The 17,341-nt window shown below is 67.0% G+C and carries 20 protein-coding genes; 12 read left to right on the forward strand and 8 right to left on the reverse strand.

Annotated features, from left to right (window positions below; all coding sequences use genetic code 11):
* The first annotated feature begins 2 nt into the window (after positions 1-2).
* Both dapC and LK10_RS15360 read left to right on the forward strand, forming a co-directional pair.
* Positions 3-1,193: a succinyldiaminopimelate transaminase gene (gene dapC / locus LK10_RS15355; RefSeq protein ID WP_269429519.1), complete on the forward strand. Its 1,191-nt coding sequence runs from the start codon at positions 3-5 to the stop codon at positions 1,191-1,193.
* A 111-nt stretch (positions 1,194-1,304) separates the two neighbouring features.
* On the forward strand, positions 1,305-2,588 hold the full coding sequence (locus tag LK10_RS15360) for a citrate synthase (protein WP_043125418.1): 1,284 nt from the start codon (positions 1,305-1,307) through the stop codon (positions 2,586-2,588).
* Between the two features lie 317 nt (positions 2,589-2,905).
* Here the strand turns inward: LK10_RS15360 and galE are convergent, their stop codons facing one another.
* Positions 2,906-3,922, reverse strand: a complete 1,017-nt coding sequence (galE, locus tag LK10_RS15365) for a UDP-glucose 4-epimerase GalE (RefSeq protein ID WP_043125421.1) — start codon at positions 3,920-3,922, stop codon at positions 2,906-2,908.
* A gap of 130 nt (positions 3,923-4,052) precedes the next feature.
* Here galE and LK10_RS15370 point away from each other — a divergent pair, with 130 nt between their 5' ends.
* Together LK10_RS15370 and LK10_RS15375 are read left to right on the forward strand one after the other, a co-directional pair.
* Complete coding sequence (locus LK10_RS15370; RefSeq protein ID WP_043125422.1) at positions 4,053-4,625, forward strand: TetR/AcrR family transcriptional regulator; 573 nt, start codon at positions 4,053-4,055, stop codon at positions 4,623-4,625.
* A gap of 47 nt (positions 4,626-4,672) precedes the next feature.
* The gene (locus LK10_RS15375; RefSeq protein ID WP_043125423.1) at positions 4,673-5,284 is read left to right on the forward strand and encodes a hypothetical protein; all 612 of its coding nucleotides are present in this window, start codon (positions 4,673-4,675) and stop codon (positions 5,282-5,284) included.
* Between the two features lie 21 nt (positions 5,285-5,305).
* Here LK10_RS15375 and LK10_RS15380 read toward each other — a convergent pair whose 3' ends face one another.
* Complete coding sequence (locus LK10_RS15380) at positions 5,306-6,157, reverse strand: hypothetical protein (RefSeq protein WP_052207428.1); 852 nt, start codon at positions 6,155-6,157, stop codon at positions 5,306-5,308.
* Positions 6,158-6,223: 66 nt separating this feature from the next.
* Complete coding sequence (dapD, locus tag LK10_RS15385; RefSeq protein ID WP_043125590.1) at positions 6,224-7,243, reverse strand: 2,3,4,5-tetrahydropyridine-2,6-dicarboxylate N-succinyltransferase; 1,020 nt, start codon at positions 7,241-7,243, stop codon at positions 6,224-6,226.
* A 60-nt stretch (positions 7,244-7,303) separates the two neighbouring features.
* Between dapD and dapE the strand changes: the two genes are divergently transcribed.
* A complete protein-coding gene (gene dapE, locus LK10_RS15390; protein WP_043125426.1) occupies positions 7,304-8,434 on the forward strand; it encodes a succinyl-diaminopimelate desuccinylase in 1,131 nt (376 codons plus the stop codon).
* Here the strand turns inward: dapE and LK10_RS15395 are convergent.
* The 4 genes from LK10_RS15395 to LK10_RS15410 all read right to left on the reverse strand — a co-directional run bounded on the left by LK10_RS15395 (position 8,424) and on the right by LK10_RS15410 (position 11,706).
* A complete protein-coding gene (locus LK10_RS15395) occupies positions 8,424-9,275 on the reverse strand; it encodes an amino acid ABC transporter permease (protein ID WP_052207429.1) in 852 nt (283 codons plus the stop codon). The genes dapE and LK10_RS15395 overlap by 11 nt on opposite strands.
* Positions 9,272-9,919, reverse strand: coding sequence for an amino acid ABC transporter permease (locus tag LK10_RS15400; protein WP_043125428.1), 648 nt, complete (start codon positions 9,917-9,919; stop codon positions 9,272-9,274). Before LK10_RS15400 ends, LK10_RS15395 begins: the two co-directional genes overlap by 4 nt.
* Positions 9,920-9,988: 69 nt before the next feature.
* Entirely contained in the window at positions 9,989-10,888 is a 900-nt protein-coding gene (locus LK10_RS15405) for a glutamate ABC transporter substrate-binding protein (protein WP_231567795.1), read from the reverse strand.
* 62 nt (positions 10,889-10,950) lie between these two features.
* The gene (locus tag LK10_RS15410; protein WP_043125429.1) at positions 10,951-11,706 is read right to left on the reverse strand and encodes an amino acid ABC transporter ATP-binding protein; all 756 of its coding nucleotides are present in this window, start codon (positions 11,704-11,706) and stop codon (positions 10,951-10,953) included.
* Between the two features lie 93 nt (positions 11,707-11,799).
* Here LK10_RS15410 and LK10_RS15415 point away from each other — a divergent pair, with 93 nt between their 5' ends.
* The 4 genes from LK10_RS15415 to LK10_RS21525 all read left to right on the forward strand — a co-directional run bounded on the left by LK10_RS15415 (position 11,800) and on the right by LK10_RS21525 (position 14,546).
* Positions 11,800-12,648 carry an LOG family protein gene (locus LK10_RS15415; RefSeq protein WP_081998591.1) on the forward strand — a complete coding sequence of 283 codons (849 nt, stop codon included), beginning with the start codon at positions 11,800-11,802 and terminating at the stop codon, positions 12,646-12,648.
* The gene (locus tag LK10_RS15420) at positions 12,645-12,971 is read left to right on the forward strand and encodes a DivIVA domain-containing protein (protein ID WP_043125432.1); all 327 of its coding nucleotides are present in this window, start codon (positions 12,645-12,647) and stop codon (positions 12,969-12,971) included. The genes LK10_RS15415 and LK10_RS15420 overlap by 4 nt, the downstream gene beginning before the upstream one ends.
* Entirely contained in the window at positions 12,968-14,233 is a 1,266-nt protein-coding gene (locus LK10_RS15425; protein ID WP_052207430.1) for a hypothetical protein, read from the forward strand. The genes LK10_RS15420 and LK10_RS15425 overlap by 4 nt, the downstream gene beginning before the upstream one ends.
* 145 nt (positions 14,234-14,378) lie before the next feature.
* Complete coding sequence (locus LK10_RS21525; RefSeq protein WP_077489993.1) at positions 14,379-14,546, forward strand: DUF3117 domain-containing protein; 168 nt, start codon at positions 14,379-14,381, stop codon at positions 14,544-14,546.
* A 93-nt stretch (positions 14,547-14,639) separates the two neighbouring features.
* Here the strand turns inward: LK10_RS21525 and LK10_RS15430 are convergent, their stop codons facing one another.
* Positions 14,640-15,269: an O-methyltransferase gene (locus LK10_RS15430; protein ID WP_043125434.1), complete on the reverse strand. Its 630-nt coding sequence runs from the start codon at positions 15,267-15,269 to the stop codon at positions 14,640-14,642.
* A 193-nt stretch (positions 15,270-15,462) separates the two neighbouring features.
* Between LK10_RS15430 and sigE the strand changes: the two genes are divergently transcribed.
* The 3 genes from sigE (at position 15,463) to LK10_RS15445 (ending at position 17,337) form a co-directional block, all read left to right on the forward strand.
* Positions 15,463-16,080 (forward strand): RNA polymerase sigma factor SigE, encoded by a 618-nt coding sequence (gene sigE, locus LK10_RS15435; protein ID WP_043125604.1) that lies wholly within the window; start codon positions 15,463-15,465, stop codon positions 16,078-16,080.
* An 8-nt stretch (positions 16,081-16,088) separates the two neighbouring features.
* Positions 16,089-16,838: an anti-sigma factor gene (locus tag LK10_RS15440; protein WP_156144203.1), complete on the forward strand. Its 750-nt coding sequence runs from the start codon at positions 16,089-16,091 to the stop codon at positions 16,836-16,838.
* Positions 16,839-16,947: 109 nt separating this feature from the next.
* A complete protein-coding gene (locus LK10_RS15445; RefSeq protein WP_408021464.1) occupies positions 16,948-17,337 on the forward strand; it encodes a twin-arginine translocase TatA/TatE family subunit in 390 nt (129 codons plus the stop codon).
* Positions 17,338-17,341 lie beyond the last annotated feature (4 nt).

Here is a 17,341-nt window from a genome sequence, read left to right on the forward strand (position 1 = left end):
GCGTGCAGCAGGGCAGCGGCGCGGCTGACGCGGGCGAGAGTCGGAGCGGCCTCGGGACCGAGCGGGCCTTCGGGCTCGACCTCCCCGATTACCCATGGGAGGCCATGGCGCCCTATCTCGAGACCGCGCGGTCCCATGAGGGCGGCGTCGTCAACCTTTCCATCGGCACCCCCGTTGACCCGACGCCGGAGCTCGTCCAGGAAGCCCTTCGAGCCGCCGCCAACGCACCCGGGTATCCAACCGTTCACGGCACACGCGCCGTCCGCGAAGCCGTCGTCGAATGGTTCGCCCGCCGCCGAGGAGTCGCGGGCCTCGACGAACAGGCGGTCATGCCGACCATCGGTTCGAAGGAACTCGTGGCCTGGCTCCCGTTCCTGCTCGGCCTCCGTCCGGGAGACGTCGTCGTACGCCCCCGCGTCGCCTACCCGACCTACGACATCGGCGCTCGCCTCGCCGGGGCGAGCGCGGTCGCAGCCGACAGCCTCGACGAACTCAACGCGGCAACCCGCGCCCGCGTCCGGCTCGTTTGGGTCAATTCGCCCGGCAACCCCACGGGTGCTGTGCGTGGGGTCGATGAGCTGCGAGCCGTCGTCGACGACGCTCGGGGCCTCGGCGCCGTCGTCGCCTCGGACGAGTGCTACGCGGAGCTGGGATGGGGTCCCTGGGACGTCCAGCGGGGCGGTGCAGCTGTGCCCTCGGTGCTGGATCCCCGTGTCAGCGGAGGCGACTTCGGCCGCCTACTGAGCGTCTACTCACTCAGCAAGCAGTCCAACCTCGCCGGCTACCGCGCCGCGTTCGTCGCAGGCGCACCGGAGCTCATGCCGAACCTCGTGAACAGCCGCAAGCACGCAGGAATGATCCTGCCGTTCCCTGTCCAAGAGGCCCTTCGGGTGGCGCTCGGGGATGACGCCCATGTGGAGGCACAGAAGGCGCGGTACCGCGCTCGGCGCGAACGCCTCATCCCGGCGCTCGAGGCGTTCGGCCTCAAGATCAGCCACTCTGAAGCTGGCCTCTACTTGTGGTGCAGCGCGGGGGAGGACACCTGGAGCACAGTGGCGCGCCTCGCCGAGCGCGGCATCGTCGTCGGGCCTGGGGTCTTCTACGGGGACGACGGCGCGGGCCACGTCCGCGTGGCCCTCACCGCGAGCGACGAGCGGATTGACGCCGCCGTCGAGCGCCTCACGCACTCCTAGGCTCGGACCGGCCCTACCTCCCGTACGGCGTCGCAACCAGCGCCGATTCGTTCCGTGCGAGCGGTCGGGAGTAGTTTTGGAATGTTGCGAGCTACCCATGTAAGGGGAACCATGACTGAGAAGAACGGTGCCACCCTGCGCCATGAAGGCGGGGAGCTGACCCTGCCCCGCATTGCCGCGGTCGAAGGCAACGACGGCTACGATGTGTCGAAGCTTCTGAAGGAGACAGGTGCTGTCACCTTCGATCCCGGCTTCATGAACACTGCGGCGACCACTTCGTCGATCACGTTCATCGACGGCGACGAGGGCATCCTCCGCTACCGCGGCTACCCCATCGAGCAGCTGGCCCAGCACTCGAGCTTCCTCGAGGTTTCCTACCTCCTGATCTACGGAAACCTCCCGACGCCGTCGGAGCTCGAAAGCTTCGACCAGCGGATCCGCCGCCACACGCTCCTGCACGAGGAGCTCAAGAGCTTCTTCGCCGGGTTCCCGCGCGACGCTCACCCGATGCCGGTGCTGTCTTCGGCGGTGTCCGCGCTGTCGACGTTCTACCAGGACTCGCTCGACCCGTTCAACGAGGAGCAGGTCGAACTCTCGACCATCCGGCTCATGGCGAAGCTGCCCGTCATCGCCGCGTACGCGCACAAGAAGTCGATCGGCCAGCCGCTGCTGTACCCGGACAACTCCATGAACCTCGTGGAGAACTTCCTCCGGCTGTGCTTCGGCCTTCCGGCCGAGCCGTACGAGCTCGATCCGCTCGTGGTCAAGGCCCTCGACCTTCTCCTCGTGCTGCATGCGGACCACGAGCAGAACTGCTCGACGTCGACCGTCCGTCTCGTCGGCTCGGCCAATGCGAACCTCTTCGCCTCGATCTCGGCCGGCATCAACGCGCTCTTCGGCCCGCTGCACGGCGGCGCGAACGAGGCTGTCCTCAACATGCTCCGCCGCATCCAGTCCGAGGGGATCAAGCCCGAGGACTACATGGAGAAGGTGAAGAACAAGGAAGACGGCGTGCGCCTCATGGGCTTCGGGCACCGCGTGTACAAGAACTACGATCCGCGGGCGAAGATCATCAAGGCCACGGCTCATGAGGTGCTTTCGAAGCTCGGCGGAAACGACGAGCTCCTCGACATCGCGATGCGGCTCGAGGAGAAGGCCCTCGCGGACGACTACTTCATCCAGCGCAAGCTCTACCCGAACGTCGACTTCTACACCGGCCTCATCTACAAAGCGATGGGCTTCCCGGAGAAGATGTTCACGGTGCTCTTTGCGATCGGCCGGCTTCCGGGCTGGATCGCCCAGTGGCGCGAGATGATCAAGGATCCCCAGACGAAGATCGGCCGCCCGCGGCAGCTCTACGTCGGCGAGGCGCAGAGGGACTACCCGGTCCGCTGAGGACCGACCTCAACACCTCTCCCTCCCCCCGATCGTTTCGGGTACGGATAATCCCCCCCAGAAACCGTTTCGGGTACGGGTAATCGCTCCAGAGACCGTTTCGGGTACGCCAACTTCGCGTCCTGGTCATTTCGGGTACGACGACGCCGGCCCTCGCCTTTCAATGGAAGGCGAGGGCCGGCGTCGTCCGCATGTGAAGAGAAGTTCGCGCACCCGGAACGGGTGAGAGGCGGTTTATCTGTACCTGAAACGGCGTAGGAGGGGTTTATCTGTACCTGAAACGCCGTAGGAGGGGTTTATCTGTACCTGAGACGTGGTTAGGGGGCGCGGTAGCCCATCGGGTTGTTCTTCTGCCACCGCCAGTGGTCTTCGCACATCTGTGCCACCGTCTTGGTGGTGGACCAGCCAAGGTCGTGCAGAGCGGAGGAGGGGTCGGCCCAGAAGGCGGGCAGGTCCCCGGCGCGTCGGGGTGCGATCTCGTACGGAATCGGTGCACCGACTGCGGCCTCGAAGGCGTGCAGCATCTCGAGCACGGAAGTCCCCTTGCCGGAACCGAGGTTCCACCGGAAGACGCCGGCGTGGTCCTCGAGGTACCGCAGCGCAGCTGCATGGCCTTCAGCGAGGTCGACGACGTGGATGAAGTCGCGCTGGCAGGTGCCGTCGGGCGTCTCGTAGTCGCCGCCGAACACCATGAGCTTCTCCCGCCGACCCACGGCGACCTGGGCGATGAACGGAACGAGGTTGTTGGGGATGCCCTGTGGGTCCTCGCCGATCCGTCCTGAGGGGTGCGCACCTACGGGGTTGAAGTAGCGCAACAGTGCGATATGCCACCGCTCATCCGAGGCGCCGAGGTCGCTGAGGATGTCCTCGATCTGCTCCTTCGTGCGCCCGTAGGGGTTCATGGCCCCGATCTCCATCTTCTCGATGTACGGCGTCGGGTTGTGCTCCCCATAGACGGTCGCTGAGGAGGAGAAGACGATGGTGCGGACATCGTGGCGTTGCATCGTGCGTAGTAGCGCGATCGTGCCAGCGACGTTGTTGTAGTAGTAGTCCAGGGGGATCGACACGGACTCGCCCACGGCCTTGAGCCCCGCGAAGTGGATCACGGCCTGCGGGGAGTGCTCGCCGAAGACGGCGTCGAGGGCGGCCTCGTCCGTGATGTCGGCCTTGACGAAGGTCGCCTCGCGCCCCGCCAGTTCGCCGACCCGCCGAAGTGACTCTTCGCTGGAGTTCGAGAGGTTGTCCACCACCACGACGTCATGACCACCCTCGAGGAGGGTCAGAACCGTGTGGGAGCCGATGTAGCCGGTGCCACCGGTCACAAGGATTCGCATGGGTCTATCCTACGGGCGCACATGTGGCCACTCGTGGTGGGAGAAGTGGGCACTCGTCGGGAGTGGGTGAGTCGGGAGTGGGTGAGTGGCCGCGCACGGATGCGCCTCCTCCGTGTGCTAGACAGGACGGGTGCCCAGATTCGTCGACCCGGCCGCGCGCCGTCGTGAGATTGTCGAGGCCGTCAAGCGGATCGTGGCCGCGGACGGCCTTGCCCGCGTGTCCCTGCGAGAGGTCGCCGCGGAGGCGGGACTCGTGGTCGGCTCGGTGCGCCACTATTTCGAGACAGCAGAGGACCTCCGTGTCCATGCGTTCGAGAGCGTTGCCGACGACGTCGTGCGGCGAGTCGAGGACGCCGACGACGTCGTAGCCCAGCTGTGCCAGCTCCTCCCGCTCGACGTGGAACGCGCCGTCGACCTCTGCGTCTTCAGCGCCTTCCGCTTCGCGGCCCGCACAGACGAGTCTCTCCTCGAAGTGGCGGACTCGGCGCACGCCAGGATCGCAGCCGCCGTCGGCCGTTCGGTGCTCGCCGTGCTCCCCGAGATGGCACCCCACGAGCTCGTGGCCGAAGCCGAACGGCTCCTCGCCACAGCGGAAGGCCTCTCGCTCCACGCCTTGGTCCACGGCAGGTGGCTCGACGCGGAGCTGTGCGTCGCCGTCGTGCGCGCCCAAGCGGATACCCTCGGCCGGGTCCCGATTGCCTGAGCGGGAATACACTGGAAGGTGCTGATGGGACGCAAGGAGCCGACACCATGCACCAGACAGCGGGGCCAGGGTGGCGTGTCACGATCGACACGTCTGAACCCATGCTGCTCGCCCTCTATCTCAAAGACAATGCGGGGCTGACCGGGGCGGGCATTCCACCGCTCGCCCCAGTCGAACCGCGAATCCGCGAGTGTGACCACCACCAGCTCACGCAGCACGTAGGCGGCGTCGAGGCGCTGCGGCGCGAGTGGGAGGAATGGTGGGCAGGTCTCGTCGGGGATTCGCCCGAGGCCGTCCCAGACGTAAGCCCGCCCGAGTTCACCGCGTTCAGCACTGCACCAGCGCTCCAACGCTCCCTTCAGGCGCACTTCGGCAGCGCCTTCACCTGGGCCCGGGAGCGACGCGCGGAGTACGAGCGGCTCGAGGCGCGGCGGGAAGCCAGAGGAGATCACCGGATCCTGCAGGAGATGGTGGCAGGGCGGCAGCTCGAGGTCGGTCCTCTTGCGAAGGACTTCGATCTCAGGATCATCGAACTGCCCCTGGCTGAGGACAGGGCTTGGCTTGTGGCGAGCGACAAGGTGATCATGAGCCAGTCCCTCATGGACGACGCCGAGAACTTCCGGAGCTTCTTGGCACCGGTTCTCGAGATCCTCGTCTAGGGGAGGGGCGCGGGGGCGGCCTCAGGGCGCGTCAGCTACCGTGATGACGACGACGCCGGGGGGGTTCTGCGCGGCGCTCCAGCCCTTGTCGCCGTCGCGGATCCAGGCCTGACCGTCCACTTGGACGCGCGTCACGCCCATCCCTTTCGCGTTCGCGACCGCCCACTGGGCGACCGACCATGCAAGGGTCCCGGACGCCTGGACCGAAACGGTCTTGCCGGCCACGACCCCAACAGCCGTCTGCCCGTAGTCCTCCTCGAGCGCGGATCGCACGGTGGAGGGATCCCCCGCGGCGTCGGGCTTGCGAAGCGTGCAGTTGAGCGAGGCCTCGGAATTGCCGGTCAGGGCGGAGGCATAGGCTCGGCCGAGGTCCTCCTGCTGTGAGTACGCCTCTGGAAAGGCCGAGCGCTGAACCTTCTGAGCGGCCTCGGTGACGGTCATCGACTCGTATCCGGGAACCTTGACGAGCGCATCGTAGAACGCGTTAGTCGCGTAGACCGGGTCCATCAGCTGCTCTTCGCTGCCCCAGCCCTGCGAGGGCCGCTGCTGGAAGAGCCCCCGCGAGTCGGGGCCGGCCTTGTCCCCGTAGTTGATGTTGCGGAGCTTGGCCTCCTGCATCGAGGTGGCGATGGCTATGGTCGCCGCGCGGGCCGGAAGTCCGCGGCGCACAGCGATCGCAGTGATGAGCGAGGCGTTCGCGGCCTGATCAGTGGCGAGGCTCTCTTCGTTGCCGTTGAGGAGCGCCGTGCAGCCCTCGACGATCGGCGCCTCACCGCGATTTAGGACAGCCGAGGCGATGTAGACGCCGGTGCCGGCGAGCACGAGGGCGACGACGAGCGTGAGCCATCGTCGCACGGTGCGGGCCAAAGCCAAGGCGGGGCTCCTTGCTCAGTGCCGGGCCTGGAGGCCCGGCACTGCTTCTCTCAGACGGGCGTGGAGTCAGTTTGCGTGGAGAGCCTCATTGAGTTCGACCGTCTGTCCGCTGCGGGGAAGAGCCTCTACCTGGCCGTTGGTCGAGTTGCGGCGGAAGAGGAGGTTCGGCTGGCCGGAGAGCTCGATGGCCTTGACGACCTTCTCTGCATTCTCGCCGAAGGCATCCTTGAAGCCGCTGATCCGGACTCGCGTCCCGGCGGTCACGTAGAGCCCAGCCTCAACCACGGAATCGTCACCGATCGAGATTCCGACGCCGGAATTGGCGCCGAGCAGGACGCGCTCACCGAGCGAGATGCGCTCCTTGCCACCGCCCGAGAGCGTCCCCATGATGGAGGCTCCACCCCCGACGTCGGTGCCGTCTCCTACGACGACCCCTGCCGAGATGCGCCCCTCCACCATCGAGGTTCCGAGCGTGCCGGCGTTGAAGTTCACGAAACCCTCGTGCATGACAGTCGTTCCCTCGGCGAGGTGTGCACCTAGGCGCACGCGGTCGGCGTCGGCGATCCTGACCCCCGAGGGCACTACGTAGTCCACCATCCGGGGGAACTTGTCCACGCCGTAGACCGTGACTGCGCCGCGGCGGCGGAGCCGGGCACGCGTCGACTCGAAGCCAGCGGGATGGCAGGGGCCGAAGTTGGTCCAGACGACGTTCGGGAGCTTGCCGAAGAGCCCGTCGAGATTGACGCTGTTGGGCTTGACGAGCCGGTGCGAGAGCAGATGCAGGCGGAGGTAGGCGTCTGCGGTGTCGGCAGGCGGCTGGTCGAGGTCGATCTGCACGAAGACGACCTTGGTTTCCGTGCCGCGATCCGTGTCGGTGCCGTTCTCAGCGGCTGCGACGAGCTCGGCGGGAGCCGAATCCACGACCGACTCATCACTGAGGTGCTCGGCGGCGGTGCCGAGCGAGGGGGAGGGGTACCAGACGTCGAGGACGGCGGCCTCTTCGGCCCCGTCAGCCCCGGTCCCCACGGCGATCGTGGCAAGGCCGAAGCCGTGGGCAGAGCGGGGTGCGGCGGAGGTTTCAGTCATGGGCCCAAGTCTATAGAGCGGGGTCTCGGCGAGCCGAAAGTTGGCCTCCTGCACGGGGCTATGCTTGCTCGCGTGACTCCAGTGACGCTCGACATCACCCAGGAAGTGTCCCTCCTCACCGCCGCCCTCATCGACATCGAGAGCGTTTCAGGGAACGAGCGGGCAATCGCTGACGCCGTCGAGTCGGCCCTGAATGGGCTTGCGGACCTCCGCGTGATCCGCGACGGTGATGCGATCGTTGCCCGCTCGGAGCTCGGCCGCGGGGAGCGCGTCATCCTCGCGGGCCACCTCGACACTGTTCCCCTTCCCACGTCCGACGGCGCGCGCGGCACCGTGCCGTCGTCATGGGATGGCGGACCGGGGGCTGGAACCCTCTGGGGCCGTGGGGCGACCGACATGAAGGGCGGCGTCGCCGTCCAGCTCGCGCTTGCGGCGGCACTCTTCGGTACGGACGACGGCGCGCGGCGGCCGAGCCGGGACGTCACCTTCGTCTTCTACGACCACGAAGAGGTCGAAGCGACCAAGAGCGGGCTCGGGAGGCTGGCTCGGGCGATGCCAGAGCTCCTCGAGGGCGACTTCGCGATCCTCCTCGAGCCCACGGCCGGCACTGTCGAGGGCGGGTGCAACGGCACTATGCGCCTCGAGGCCTCCACGATCGGGGAGGCGGCGCATTCCGCACGCGCCTGGATGGGCCGGAACGCGATCCACGCCGCCGCCCCGATCCTGACCCGCCTTGCCGACTACGAGCCGGCGACGGTTACGGTGGACGGCCTCGATTACCGTGAGAGCCTCAACGCCGTCCGTATCACGGGCGGCACCGCGGGGAACGTCATCCCAGACCGGTGCACCGTTGAGATCAACTACCGCTTCGCTCCTGACAAGACGCCTGCCGAAGCCGAAGCCCACGTGCGGAAGCTGCTCGAAGGCTTCGACGTGGTCCGTACCGATGGCGCCGCAGGCGCCCGCCCGGGACTCACGCACCCCGCAGCGGCCGCGTTTGTCGCCGTCGTCGGCCGCGAGCCCAAGCCGAAGTACGGCTGGACCGATGTCGCCCGCTTCAGCGAGCTCGGGGTCCCGGCGGTGAACTTCGGACCCGGAGACGCGCTGCTCGCCCACAAGGACGACGAGCGCGTCTCCGCCGAGGATGTGCGCGAGTGCTTCCGGGCGCTGCGCGACTGGCTTACGGCCTGACCAAACCCCTGCCGGCTCTGAAGTCCGATACCTTCTGGCTGCGCCGAAGCTGCCGTTCGGCGAGCTTGGCCAGCCCCGAAAGGATGAGGCACATCCCGACGTAGAGCACGCCCGCGACGATCGCGGAGGGCACGATCGGTGTGCCGTACTGGACCTGCGAGCCGAAGAACTTGGCCTGGAACAGGATCTCGTTGTACGTCACGATGAAACCCAATGCCGTGTCCTTGAGGGTCACGACGAGCTGGGAGATGATCACGGGCAGCATCGCCCTCACGGCCTGCGGGAGCAGGATGCTCGCCATGACCTGGGACTTCCGGAGCCCAATCGCGAGGCCCGCCTCGCGCTGGCCCTTGGGCAGCGACTCGATTCCGGCCCGGAACACCTCGGCGAGCACCGAGCCGTTGTACAGGATGAGAGCGACGACGACGGCCGTGTAGGGCGGCCACCTGACCCCGAGCGCGGGCGGGAGCCCGTAGTACAGCATCATCATGAGGATGAGCACGGGGATCGCGCGGAACAGCTCCGTGAACCAGTGGAACGGCCGGGAGACCCAGGGACGATCCGAGAGCCGCCCGACCGCGAGCACGAGTCCCAGCACGAGGCTTCCCGCCGCGGCGACGCCGAATGCCGAGAGCGTCGCCCCTGCAGCCTGGATGAGCGTCTGCTGGACGCGGGGGAACGAGAAGATCTGCCACTTCGCGGCGGTGAACTGGCCCGTCTCCGCGAAACGCCAGATCACGAACCCGATGATCGCGAGGATGACGATGGTCGAGACGGCACCGAAGACGAGGTGCCTTGCGCGGGCCTTGGGGCCTGGGGCGTCATAGAGAACCGAGGTCATCGGGCCACCTTCCACTTCTTCTCGAAGTAGCGCTGCAGCTGCGCAAGGATGAGGACGAGGATCACGAAGAAGAGTGCGACCCACAGGAGGACCGTGAGGGCGGGCTCGCCTCGCTCGGCGAGATACGCGCGGATGGCGCCGGCCTCGTACACCGAGAACCCGGCGGCCACGGTCGTGTTCTTCAGCAGTGCGATGAGCACGCTGAACAACGGCGGCAGCACCGAGCGGAAGGCCTGTGGCAGCACGACGAGCGTGAGGGTCTGAACGAACGGGAGGCCGATTGCCCGTGCTGCCTCGGCCTGTCCTACCGGCACCGTGTTGATTCCGGAACGGAGGACTTCGGCGACGTAGCTCGCCGTGTAGAGGCTGAGCCCCACGATGGCCGAGACCGTGAAATCGATCTCCGGCAGGCCGAGCTTCGGGTAGCCGAATGCGAAGAAGAAGAGGACGAGTGTGAGCGGCGTATTGCGGACGACGTTGACATAGAGGGTTCCGAACGCCCGGAGGGCCGGGATGGGGGATACCCGCATCGCCCCGACGACCGTGCCGAGAAGGAGGGCGAACAGGCCCGAAACCAGGAACAGAATGATGGTTGTGCGGAATCCGGTCGTGAAGACGTCCAGATTGTCGAGGAGGGTATTCACGTAAGGGCCTACGCTTTCGAGCGCGAGCGTGGTGGGCGCGCCGTCTCGGGCGCGCCCACCACGGATCGATCAGTAGTTGTCGACGGCGGGCTGCTCGACCTTTGTGCCCGACTTCCCGAGTGTCGAGTCGTAGACCTTCTGCCAGACATCGTGGCCGTTCGTGAACGTGTCGTTGACGAATTTCCGCAGGGCGGCGTCCCCCTTCGTGACGCCCACACCGTACTTCTCAGTGGTGAACGGAGTGCCCACGACCTTGAGGTTGTCCGGGTCCTGTGCCGCGTAGCCGATGAGGATCGCCTGATCGGTCGTCACCGCGTCGACCTGTCCGTTCTTGAGTGCGTCCACGCACTGCGAATAGGTATCGAACGATCGCGCCGACGTCTGGGGGAAGTTCTTCTGGATGTTCTGCAGGGGAGTCGAACCGGTCGCGGAGCACACCGTCTTGCCCGCTATGTCCTTCTCGCTGTTGATCGTCGTGTTGTCCTTCTTCACGAGGAGCCCTTGGCCCGTGACGAAGTACGGCCCCGCGAAGTCGACCTGCTTCTTCCGGCTGTCCGTGATCGAGTACGTGCCGACGTAGTAGTCGATGTCGCCGTTCTGGATGGCCGACTCGCGGTTGGCCGACGGGATCGGCTTGAACTCGATCTTGTCTGCGCTGTAGCCGAGCGAGGCGGCGATCCACTTGGCGATCTCAATGTCGAAGCCGCTGTACTGGCCGGTCGCGGCGTCCATGAAGCCGAGGCCCGGCTGGTCCTGCTTGACCCCCACGCGGACCTTTCCATTCGACTTGATCTTGTCAAAGGTCGGGCTGCCGGTGAGCGAGACGTTGGAGGCCACCGAATAGGGTGCCGACCCTGAGGACTCGGGCGAGCCGCCCGATCCCGAGCCGCCGCCACACGCGCTGAGCGTGAGCGTGAGCGCCGCGGCTGCGGCGGTGAAAATGGCCTTCTTGGTGCGGAAGAGTGCCACGATATTCCTTTCTGTAGGGGCTCCCCAGCCCCGTTCTCAGACGCTGGTAATCCAGCGCCCGTTCAATGCGTGAGCAGCTTGGACAGGAAGTCCTTAGCCCGGCTGCTCTGCGGGTTCGTGAAGAACTGTTCGGGCGGGGCCTGTTCGACGATCTGCCCGTCTGCCATGAACACGACACGGTCGGCGGCTTTGCGGGCGAAGCCCATCTCGTGGGTCACGACGATCATGGTCATGCCCTCGCGGGCCAGCTCGACCATCACGTCGAGGACTTCGTTGATCATCTCCGGATCGAGAGCCGATGTGGGCTCGTCGAAGAGCATGACCTTGGGCTTCATCGCGAGCGCCCGCGCGATCGCCACGCGCTGCTGCTGTCCCCCCGAAAGCTGGGCGGGCAGCTTAGGCGCCTGATGCCCGACGCCGACCCGTTCCAGGAGGGCCATGGCCTCCTTCTCGGCGGTCGCCTTGTCCACGCCCTTGACCTTGATGGGGCCGAGGGTGACGTTCTCGAGGATCGTCTTGTGGGCGAACAGATTGAAGGACTGGAAGACCATGCCGACGTCGGCGCGAAGCCGCGCGAGCTCCCGGCCTTCATCGGGAAGCTTCTTCCCGTCGATGGAGATCGCGCCCGATTCGATCGTCTCGAGGCGATTGATGGCGCGGCACAGCGTCGACTTCCCCGAGCCGGAAGGGCCGATGACGACGACGACCTCGCCCTTGCGGACATCGAGGTCGATGTCCCGTAGGACGTGGAGCTGGCCGAAGTGCTTGTTCACGCCCTGCACGGAGACCAGGGCAGCCGAGGGTGCTTCGGTTGTCATAGGGCCAATGTAACGGAGATAACACTCCCGGGTTCGTGCACCTCGGAGGAAGGCTCCAATCGTGATTCAAGTGAGACCGCTAGCCTTGGAGGCATGACCACGGAATCACCGCGCCGCGACGATCGCTCAGTTCCTTCTCGGCGCAAAGGCCCGCTCGAGCTTCGGCGGCGACAGGCACTTCAGGGCACCTCCGACCAGCACCTGCTCGACACTCATGGGGCTGGCCGGTTCGTCCACACTGATCCGTGGCGCGTCATGCGCATCCAGAGCGAGTTCGTCGAAGGCTTCGGCGCGCTGGCCGAGCTCGGGCCTGCCATCAGCATCTTCGGGTCCGCCCGCACACTGCCTGGCAGCGGCTACTACGAGACCGCGGTCGAGATCGGACGGCTCCTCGCTCGCGAGGGCGTCGCGGTCATCACGGGCGGCGGCCCCGGCTCCATGGAAGCGGCCAACCGCGGCGCGGTGGACGGCTCTGGGACCTCAGTCGGTCTTGGGATCGAGCTTCCCTTCGAGACCGGGTTCAACCCGTGGGTCGACCTCGGCGTCAACTTCCGCTACTTCTTTGCCCGCAAGACGATGTTCGTCAAGTACGCACACGGGTTCGTCGTCCTCCCGGGCGGTCTCGGCACTCTGGACGAGCTGTTCGAGGCCATGGTTCTCGTCCAGACCGGCAAGGTGACCTCGTTCCCGATCGTCCTCGTCGGCACCCGGTTCTGGGGTCCGATGGTCCATTGGCTCCGCAACACCCTCCTGACAGAGGGAATGATCTCCGCCGAGGACATGGACCTCATCCAGATCACGGACACGGCCGAGGACGCGGTTGAGCTCGTACTGGCCGGCTTTCGCCGTGACAACCAGGAGCGGCGGGGCGGCATGTTCGGCTCGGCCGAGGAGGACGAGGAGGAAGAAGTGTGGTCACCAGAGAAGGCTGACGGCGAGTGAGCTTCTTCCTCGTCGTCCTCGCCATCGTCATTGCTGCCGGGCTCGTGTGGGTCGGTGCGTCGGTGTTCCGCGGCCGCTCGGTCCCTGACGTCCTCGACCGTGGCCTCGAGGAGCCGCTCTCAGGGCTTCCGCCCGTCCTCCTCCCGGAGCAGCCGAGCGCGGACGATATCGACCGCATCCGGTTCTCCCTCGGATTGAGGGGCTACCGCATGGATCAGGTCGACGACGTCCTCGAGCGCCTGCGCGACCGCATCGCCCAGCAGGACGCCGAGATCGCCCGCCTGCGCCAGCGGGCGCGCCCCGAGGTCGAGGCCCCCGAATGAGCCACGGGCTCGACGAGCGGCCCGGCGCGACGCGCGAGGCGCCGTCGTCGTCGCCCGTCCACGTCGCGCTTGCCGCGGCCGCACGGTCGACGGCGCTCTGGTTCGCGCGCAGGCCGTGGTGGCTGCAGGTCGTCCTGCTGTTTGCGGCGTCGAGGCTCGTCTCGTTTGGGATCTTCGCAGCGGCGGCCCTCCAGCAGGGGACCAACCCGTGGTTCGGGCCTCATCCTGACTACTTTCACTTCCTGCAGATCTGGGACTCCGAGTGGTACGGGCGCATCATCCAGAACGGCTACCCATCCGTTCTCCCGCGCTCGTCTAGCGGGACGGTCACGGAGAACGCATGGGCCTTCTATCCCGTGTTCCCCTACCTCGTCCGGTCCCTTGCGATCCTCACTGGGATCTCATGGCAGGTCCTTGAGCAGATAGTTCCCCTCGTCGCGGGCTTCGCCGCCGCACTCGTGATCTATCGACTGTTCCGGCACTTCGCCGGCCACAGCACTTCCATGTGGGGCGTCGCCTTCTTCGCCTTCTTCCCGGTCTCGGCAATTCTCCAAGTGCCGTACGCCGAGGCGCTTGGGACTGTGTTCCTCGCCTGGGCATTGCTGTGGATCGTCGAGCGGCGCTATCTCGTCGCGATCCCCGTCGTGGCCATCGCGTGCCTCACCCGGCCAGTCGGCGTGCCGCTCGCGGTGATGCTCGCGGCTCTGTTCGTCATCCGGTGGGCCCTGCGGCGCCGTCGTCCCCTTCCTCCGGGGGAACTGCCGCGCCTCGCTGCCCTCACCGTGGCGACGGCCGCATCGGCTCTGGCTTGGCCAGCGATCGCGTGGGCCGGGACCGGCGTGATGACGGCGTATACGGACACCGAGGCGGTCTGGCGCGGCAGTGACCTCGTGCCGTTCATGCCCTGGTTCGACACGGGCAAATACCTCTTCGGCCCCGTGCTCGGACCGGCCGCACCATTCGTGCTTGTCGCGGTCGTCGCGCTCTACCTCACGAGTGCCCACGTGAAGCTCATCGGAATCGAGCTGAGGCTCTGGTGCGGCGCATACGCGCTGTTCCTGCTGGCCTTCCTGTACCCCCAGACGAGCACCTTCCGGATGATGCTCCCGTTCTTTCCGCTCGCGCTCGCAGGCGCCGCGCTTTCGCGCTCGCGCGCCTACCGGGGCACCGTCCTTGTGATGTTCGTGCTCCTGCAGATCGTGTGGGTCGTCTGGCTTTGGGACTGGGCGGAGCTCCCCGGCGGCGGCGACTGGCCTCCCTGACCGGCGTGCTTGGCTACTCCGTGGTACCGCTGCTGATAATGTAAAGGTCAAGCACAAGGTGGCGAGGCCCCATCACCTCGGTGAGCGGAGGTGCGCCCGACGGCCTGCAGATTCGTGCAGGCAAACTACTGAAGGGGAAGTTCAGATGGCAGCCATGAAACCGCGTACCGGGGACGGCCCGATGGAGGTCACCAAGGAAGGCCGCAGCCTCATCATGCGGGTTCCCCTTGAGGGCGGTGGGCGGCTCGTGGTTGAGCTCAATGCTGAGGAGGCTGCGGAGCTCAAGGAATGCCTCGTCGGCGTTACCGAATGAACTCACCTTCGCGCGGGGCCCGCGCTGTGAAGGAGGCCAGCCCCTGAGGGGCTGGCCTCCTTCGTTTAACGCCCGGTCAACGGCTCGGTTCGGTCATCGGCGCGACGCAAGGAACAGGCCCGGCCCGGTCGGCAGGAGCGCCGTGTCGAGGCGTTCGTCTTCGAGCAGGCGCCGGTGGAGGGTGCGGAGGCGGACTGCGCTCGTTTCGCGATGCGCGGCATTGGCGGCGCGACCGTGGTCCAACGCGTCGTTGATGACGAGCAGGCCGCCTTGGCGCAGAAGGCGCACGCCTTCGTCGGCGTAGTCCAGCGCTCCGCCGGGATCGGCGTCGAGGAAGACGAGATCGTACGAGGCATCGTTGAGTCGGGGGAGGACTGCATGTGCGCGGCCCGGGATCGTGCGGACTCGGCTGGAGGGGATGCCAGCCTCGCCGAACGCCTGTCGCGCTGCCTTGAGGTGCTCGAGGTCGGTGTCGATGGTCGTGAAGGTCGAACGCGCGGGAAGTCCGCGGAGCAGGCAGACGCCGGAGACTCCAGCACCGGTGCCGACCTCGACGACGGCGTGCGCTTTGGAGGTGGCGGCGAGCACCGTGAGGACGGCGCCGACACCGGGGGAAACGGGAGAGACGCCCAGCTCGAGGGAACGCTCGCGCGCACGGGCCACGACAGTGTCCTCGACGGCAAGCCCCTCGGCGTAGGACCAGCTCGCGGACTTGTCGGTCATCTAGTAACGCTTTCGGCTCGGGATGCCTCAAGCCTATCCTCTCGGCGGCCGCCCACCGCGCTACGCTCTGGGCGGAATGACCAGCGAACCTTCAGCAAGGCCTGTCACACTGGGGTTCCGCAGCGGTTGCAGGTGGATCCGGAGTCCATGGCACAATGCGGCCGCCGATGCTGTGAAGGTGAGGTGCGTGGACGTGCTCAAGCAACGTGCTGCGACCCCCGAGACCCCTGCCGAGCAGGCCCCGGCTGACTGGGTGCCTCCCACGTGGGAAGAAGTGGTTGCCCAGCACTCCGCCAAGGTGTACCGCTTGGCCTATCGGCTGACCGGAAACCAGCACGACGCCGAAGACCTCACCCAGGAAGTCTTCGTCCGCGTCTTCCGCTCGCTCGAGAACTTCAAGCCCGGGACGCTCGACGGCTGGCTCCACCGCATCACCACGAACCTCTTCCTTGATCAGGCACGTCGCAAGAACCGCATCCGCTTCGACGCGCTCGCCGAAGACGCCGAAGCCAAGATCCCCGGCCGGGAGCCCGGCCCGGAGCGCAGCTACGAGATGAACAACCTGGATCTCGACGTCCAGGCCGCCCTCGAGGAACTCCCGCCGGACTTCCGCGCCGCCGTCGTGCTCTGCGACCTCGAAGGGCTCTCCTACGACGAAGTCGCGGCAGCGCTCGGCGTCAAGCTCGGCACGGTGCGCTCGCGCATCCACCGCGGCCGCACCCTCCTGCGCGAGAAGCTCGCGCATCGCGATCCGCGCCGTGGCGCTGGGAAGCCTCGGCTCTCCCTGCCCCGTGTCGCGGGCCTCCGCTGAGGCGGGGCATGAGCGAACGACGACGACTGGGAGCCTTGGGCGGCTTGGCCGACCATGGGCGTGATGCGGCGCACCTGCAGTCGTGCGCCGAGTGCCGGGGCGCGCTCGAGACCGAACGCCGCTATTTGGCCGCGCTGCGGGGCGCGCCCGTGCCCGCGGCCAGCTCCGCCCTGACCCAGAGGCTCATCGAGCAGACCCGGGAGCTCGCGCTTGAGGCGGAACTTGCGGAAGCAGCTTCGTCGAAGGGCCGGATGCTTCGTGCCGCAGGCGTCGCCCTGGCGGGAGCCGCTGCCGCGTTGGCAGCACTGGCCGTCACGGCCTATGCGGTCGCGGGAGACCCGACGGCGACCTCGCCGACCGCGAGCTGGCCCTCCGCCGTCGGGATCGAGAATGGGGGTCGCGTCCTCACGACCGCAGACCTCCAAGCGCTGTCCGCAGCGGGCTGGAACTGCCCCGAGCTCGAGCAGAACGGATTGCACGTCGAATCTGCTCGCGGTTACATCCTCAACGGGGTGCCGACTCTCGTGCTGCGCATCGGCGATGGCGCCCACGCGATCTCCCTGATGGAGCAGCGTCCCAGCAACGGTGGAACGCCCACGCCCCAGACCACGGTCCTCGCCTCGGACTTCCCGTCATCCGTAACCGCCAATTTGGTCCGCGAGTCCGTCCCGCCCCCCACCCCGCCTCCGGCAGAGAGCCCTGCCGACCGCCTCGCGCGGGGCCTTCACCTTGTTCTGAGCGCGGCTGGACGGCCCTGAATGCCCCAACGGGTCCTGAAAGCGTCGTAGAAGGCTGATGATATCCATGGAGGGCCGGACCGAATCGTCCGCGCCTATGCGCAGAAGGTAATCTTCGATCGTGCCCGGAATGAATGAGCTCTTCATCCTGCTGGTCATCGCAGTCTTGGTGATCGGCCCCAAGCGTCTGCCCGAATACACGCAGAAGCTGACCAACATCGTCCGGGAAGTGCGTCGCATGGCCTCGGGAGCGAGGGAGCAGCTCAAGGAGGAGACGGGGGTTGACCTCGACGAGGTCGATTGGCGCAAATACGACCCGCGTCAGTACGACCCGCGGAAGATCATCCGGGACGCGCTGCTCGAGGACAACACCCCTGCGCCGACTTCGACTGCAGCCGCCCCCACGGCTGCCGAAGCGGCCTCGCCTAGCCCGTCTGGAGAAGCCGCTGTCGCCCCGCTCCGTGTCGCCGAGCGCCTGGCTCCCGGCCAACCCGCTCCGTTCGACAGCGACGCGACCTGAGGCG

This window comes from Sinomonas humi (assembly GCF_000802235.1).
In the GTDB taxonomy this organism is placed as follows: Bacteria; Actinomycetota; Actinomycetes; order Actinomycetales; family Micrococcaceae; genus Sinomonas; species Sinomonas humi.

What these genes read in the sequence shown, in the direction of transcription:
- LK10_RS15360 (WP_043125418.1), top strand. Translation starts at nt 1,305, where the DNA reads ATGACTGAGAAGAACGGTGCCACCCTGCGCCATGAAGGCGGGGAGCTG.
- galE (WP_043125421.1), bottom strand. Translation starts at nt 3,922, where the DNA reads ATGCGAATCCTTGTGACCGGTGGCACCGGCTACATCGGCTCCCACACG.
- LK10_RS15375 (WP_043125423.1), top strand. Translation starts at nt 4,673, where the DNA reads ATGCACCAGACAGCGGGGCCAGGGTGGCGTGTCACGATCGACACGTCT.
- dapD (WP_043125590.1), bottom strand. Translation starts at nt 7,243, where the DNA reads ATGACTGAAACCTCCGCCGCACCCCGCTCTGCCCACGGCTTCGGCCTT.
- dapE (WP_043125426.1), top strand. Translation starts at nt 7,304, where the DNA reads ATGCTTGCTCGCGTGACTCCAGTGACGCTCGACATCACCCAGGAAGTG.
- LK10_RS15395 (WP_052207429.1), bottom strand. Translation starts at nt 9,275, where the DNA reads ATGACCTCGGTTCTCTATGACGCCCCAGGCCCCAAGGCCCGCGCAAGG.
- LK10_RS15410 (WP_043125429.1), bottom strand. Translation starts at nt 11,706, where the DNA reads ATGACAACCGAAGCACCCTCGGCTGCCCTGGTCTCCGTGCAGGGCGTG.
- LK10_RS15415 (WP_081998591.1), top strand. Translation starts at nt 11,800, where the DNA reads ATGACCACGGAATCACCGCGCCGCGACGATCGCTCAGTTCCTTCTCGG.
- LK10_RS15425 (WP_052207430.1), top strand. Translation starts at nt 12,968, where the DNA reads ATGAGCCACGGGCTCGACGAGCGGCCCGGCGCGACGCGCGAGGCGCCG.
- LK10_RS21525 (WP_077489993.1), top strand. Translation starts at nt 14,379, where the DNA reads ATGGCAGCCATGAAACCGCGTACCGGGGACGGCCCGATGGAGGTCACC.
- LK10_RS15430 (WP_043125434.1), bottom strand. Translation starts at nt 15,269, where the DNA reads ATGACCGACAAGTCCGCGAGCTGGTCCTACGCCGAGGGGCTTGCCGTC.
- LK10_RS15440 (WP_156144203.1), top strand. Translation starts at nt 16,089, where the DNA reads ATGAGCGAACGACGACGACTGGGAGCCTTGGGCGGCTTGGCCGACCAT.
- LK10_RS15445 (WP_408021464.1), top strand. Translation starts at nt 16,948, where the DNA reads ATGAATGAGCTCTTCATCCTGCTGGTCATCGCAGTCTTGGTGATCGGC.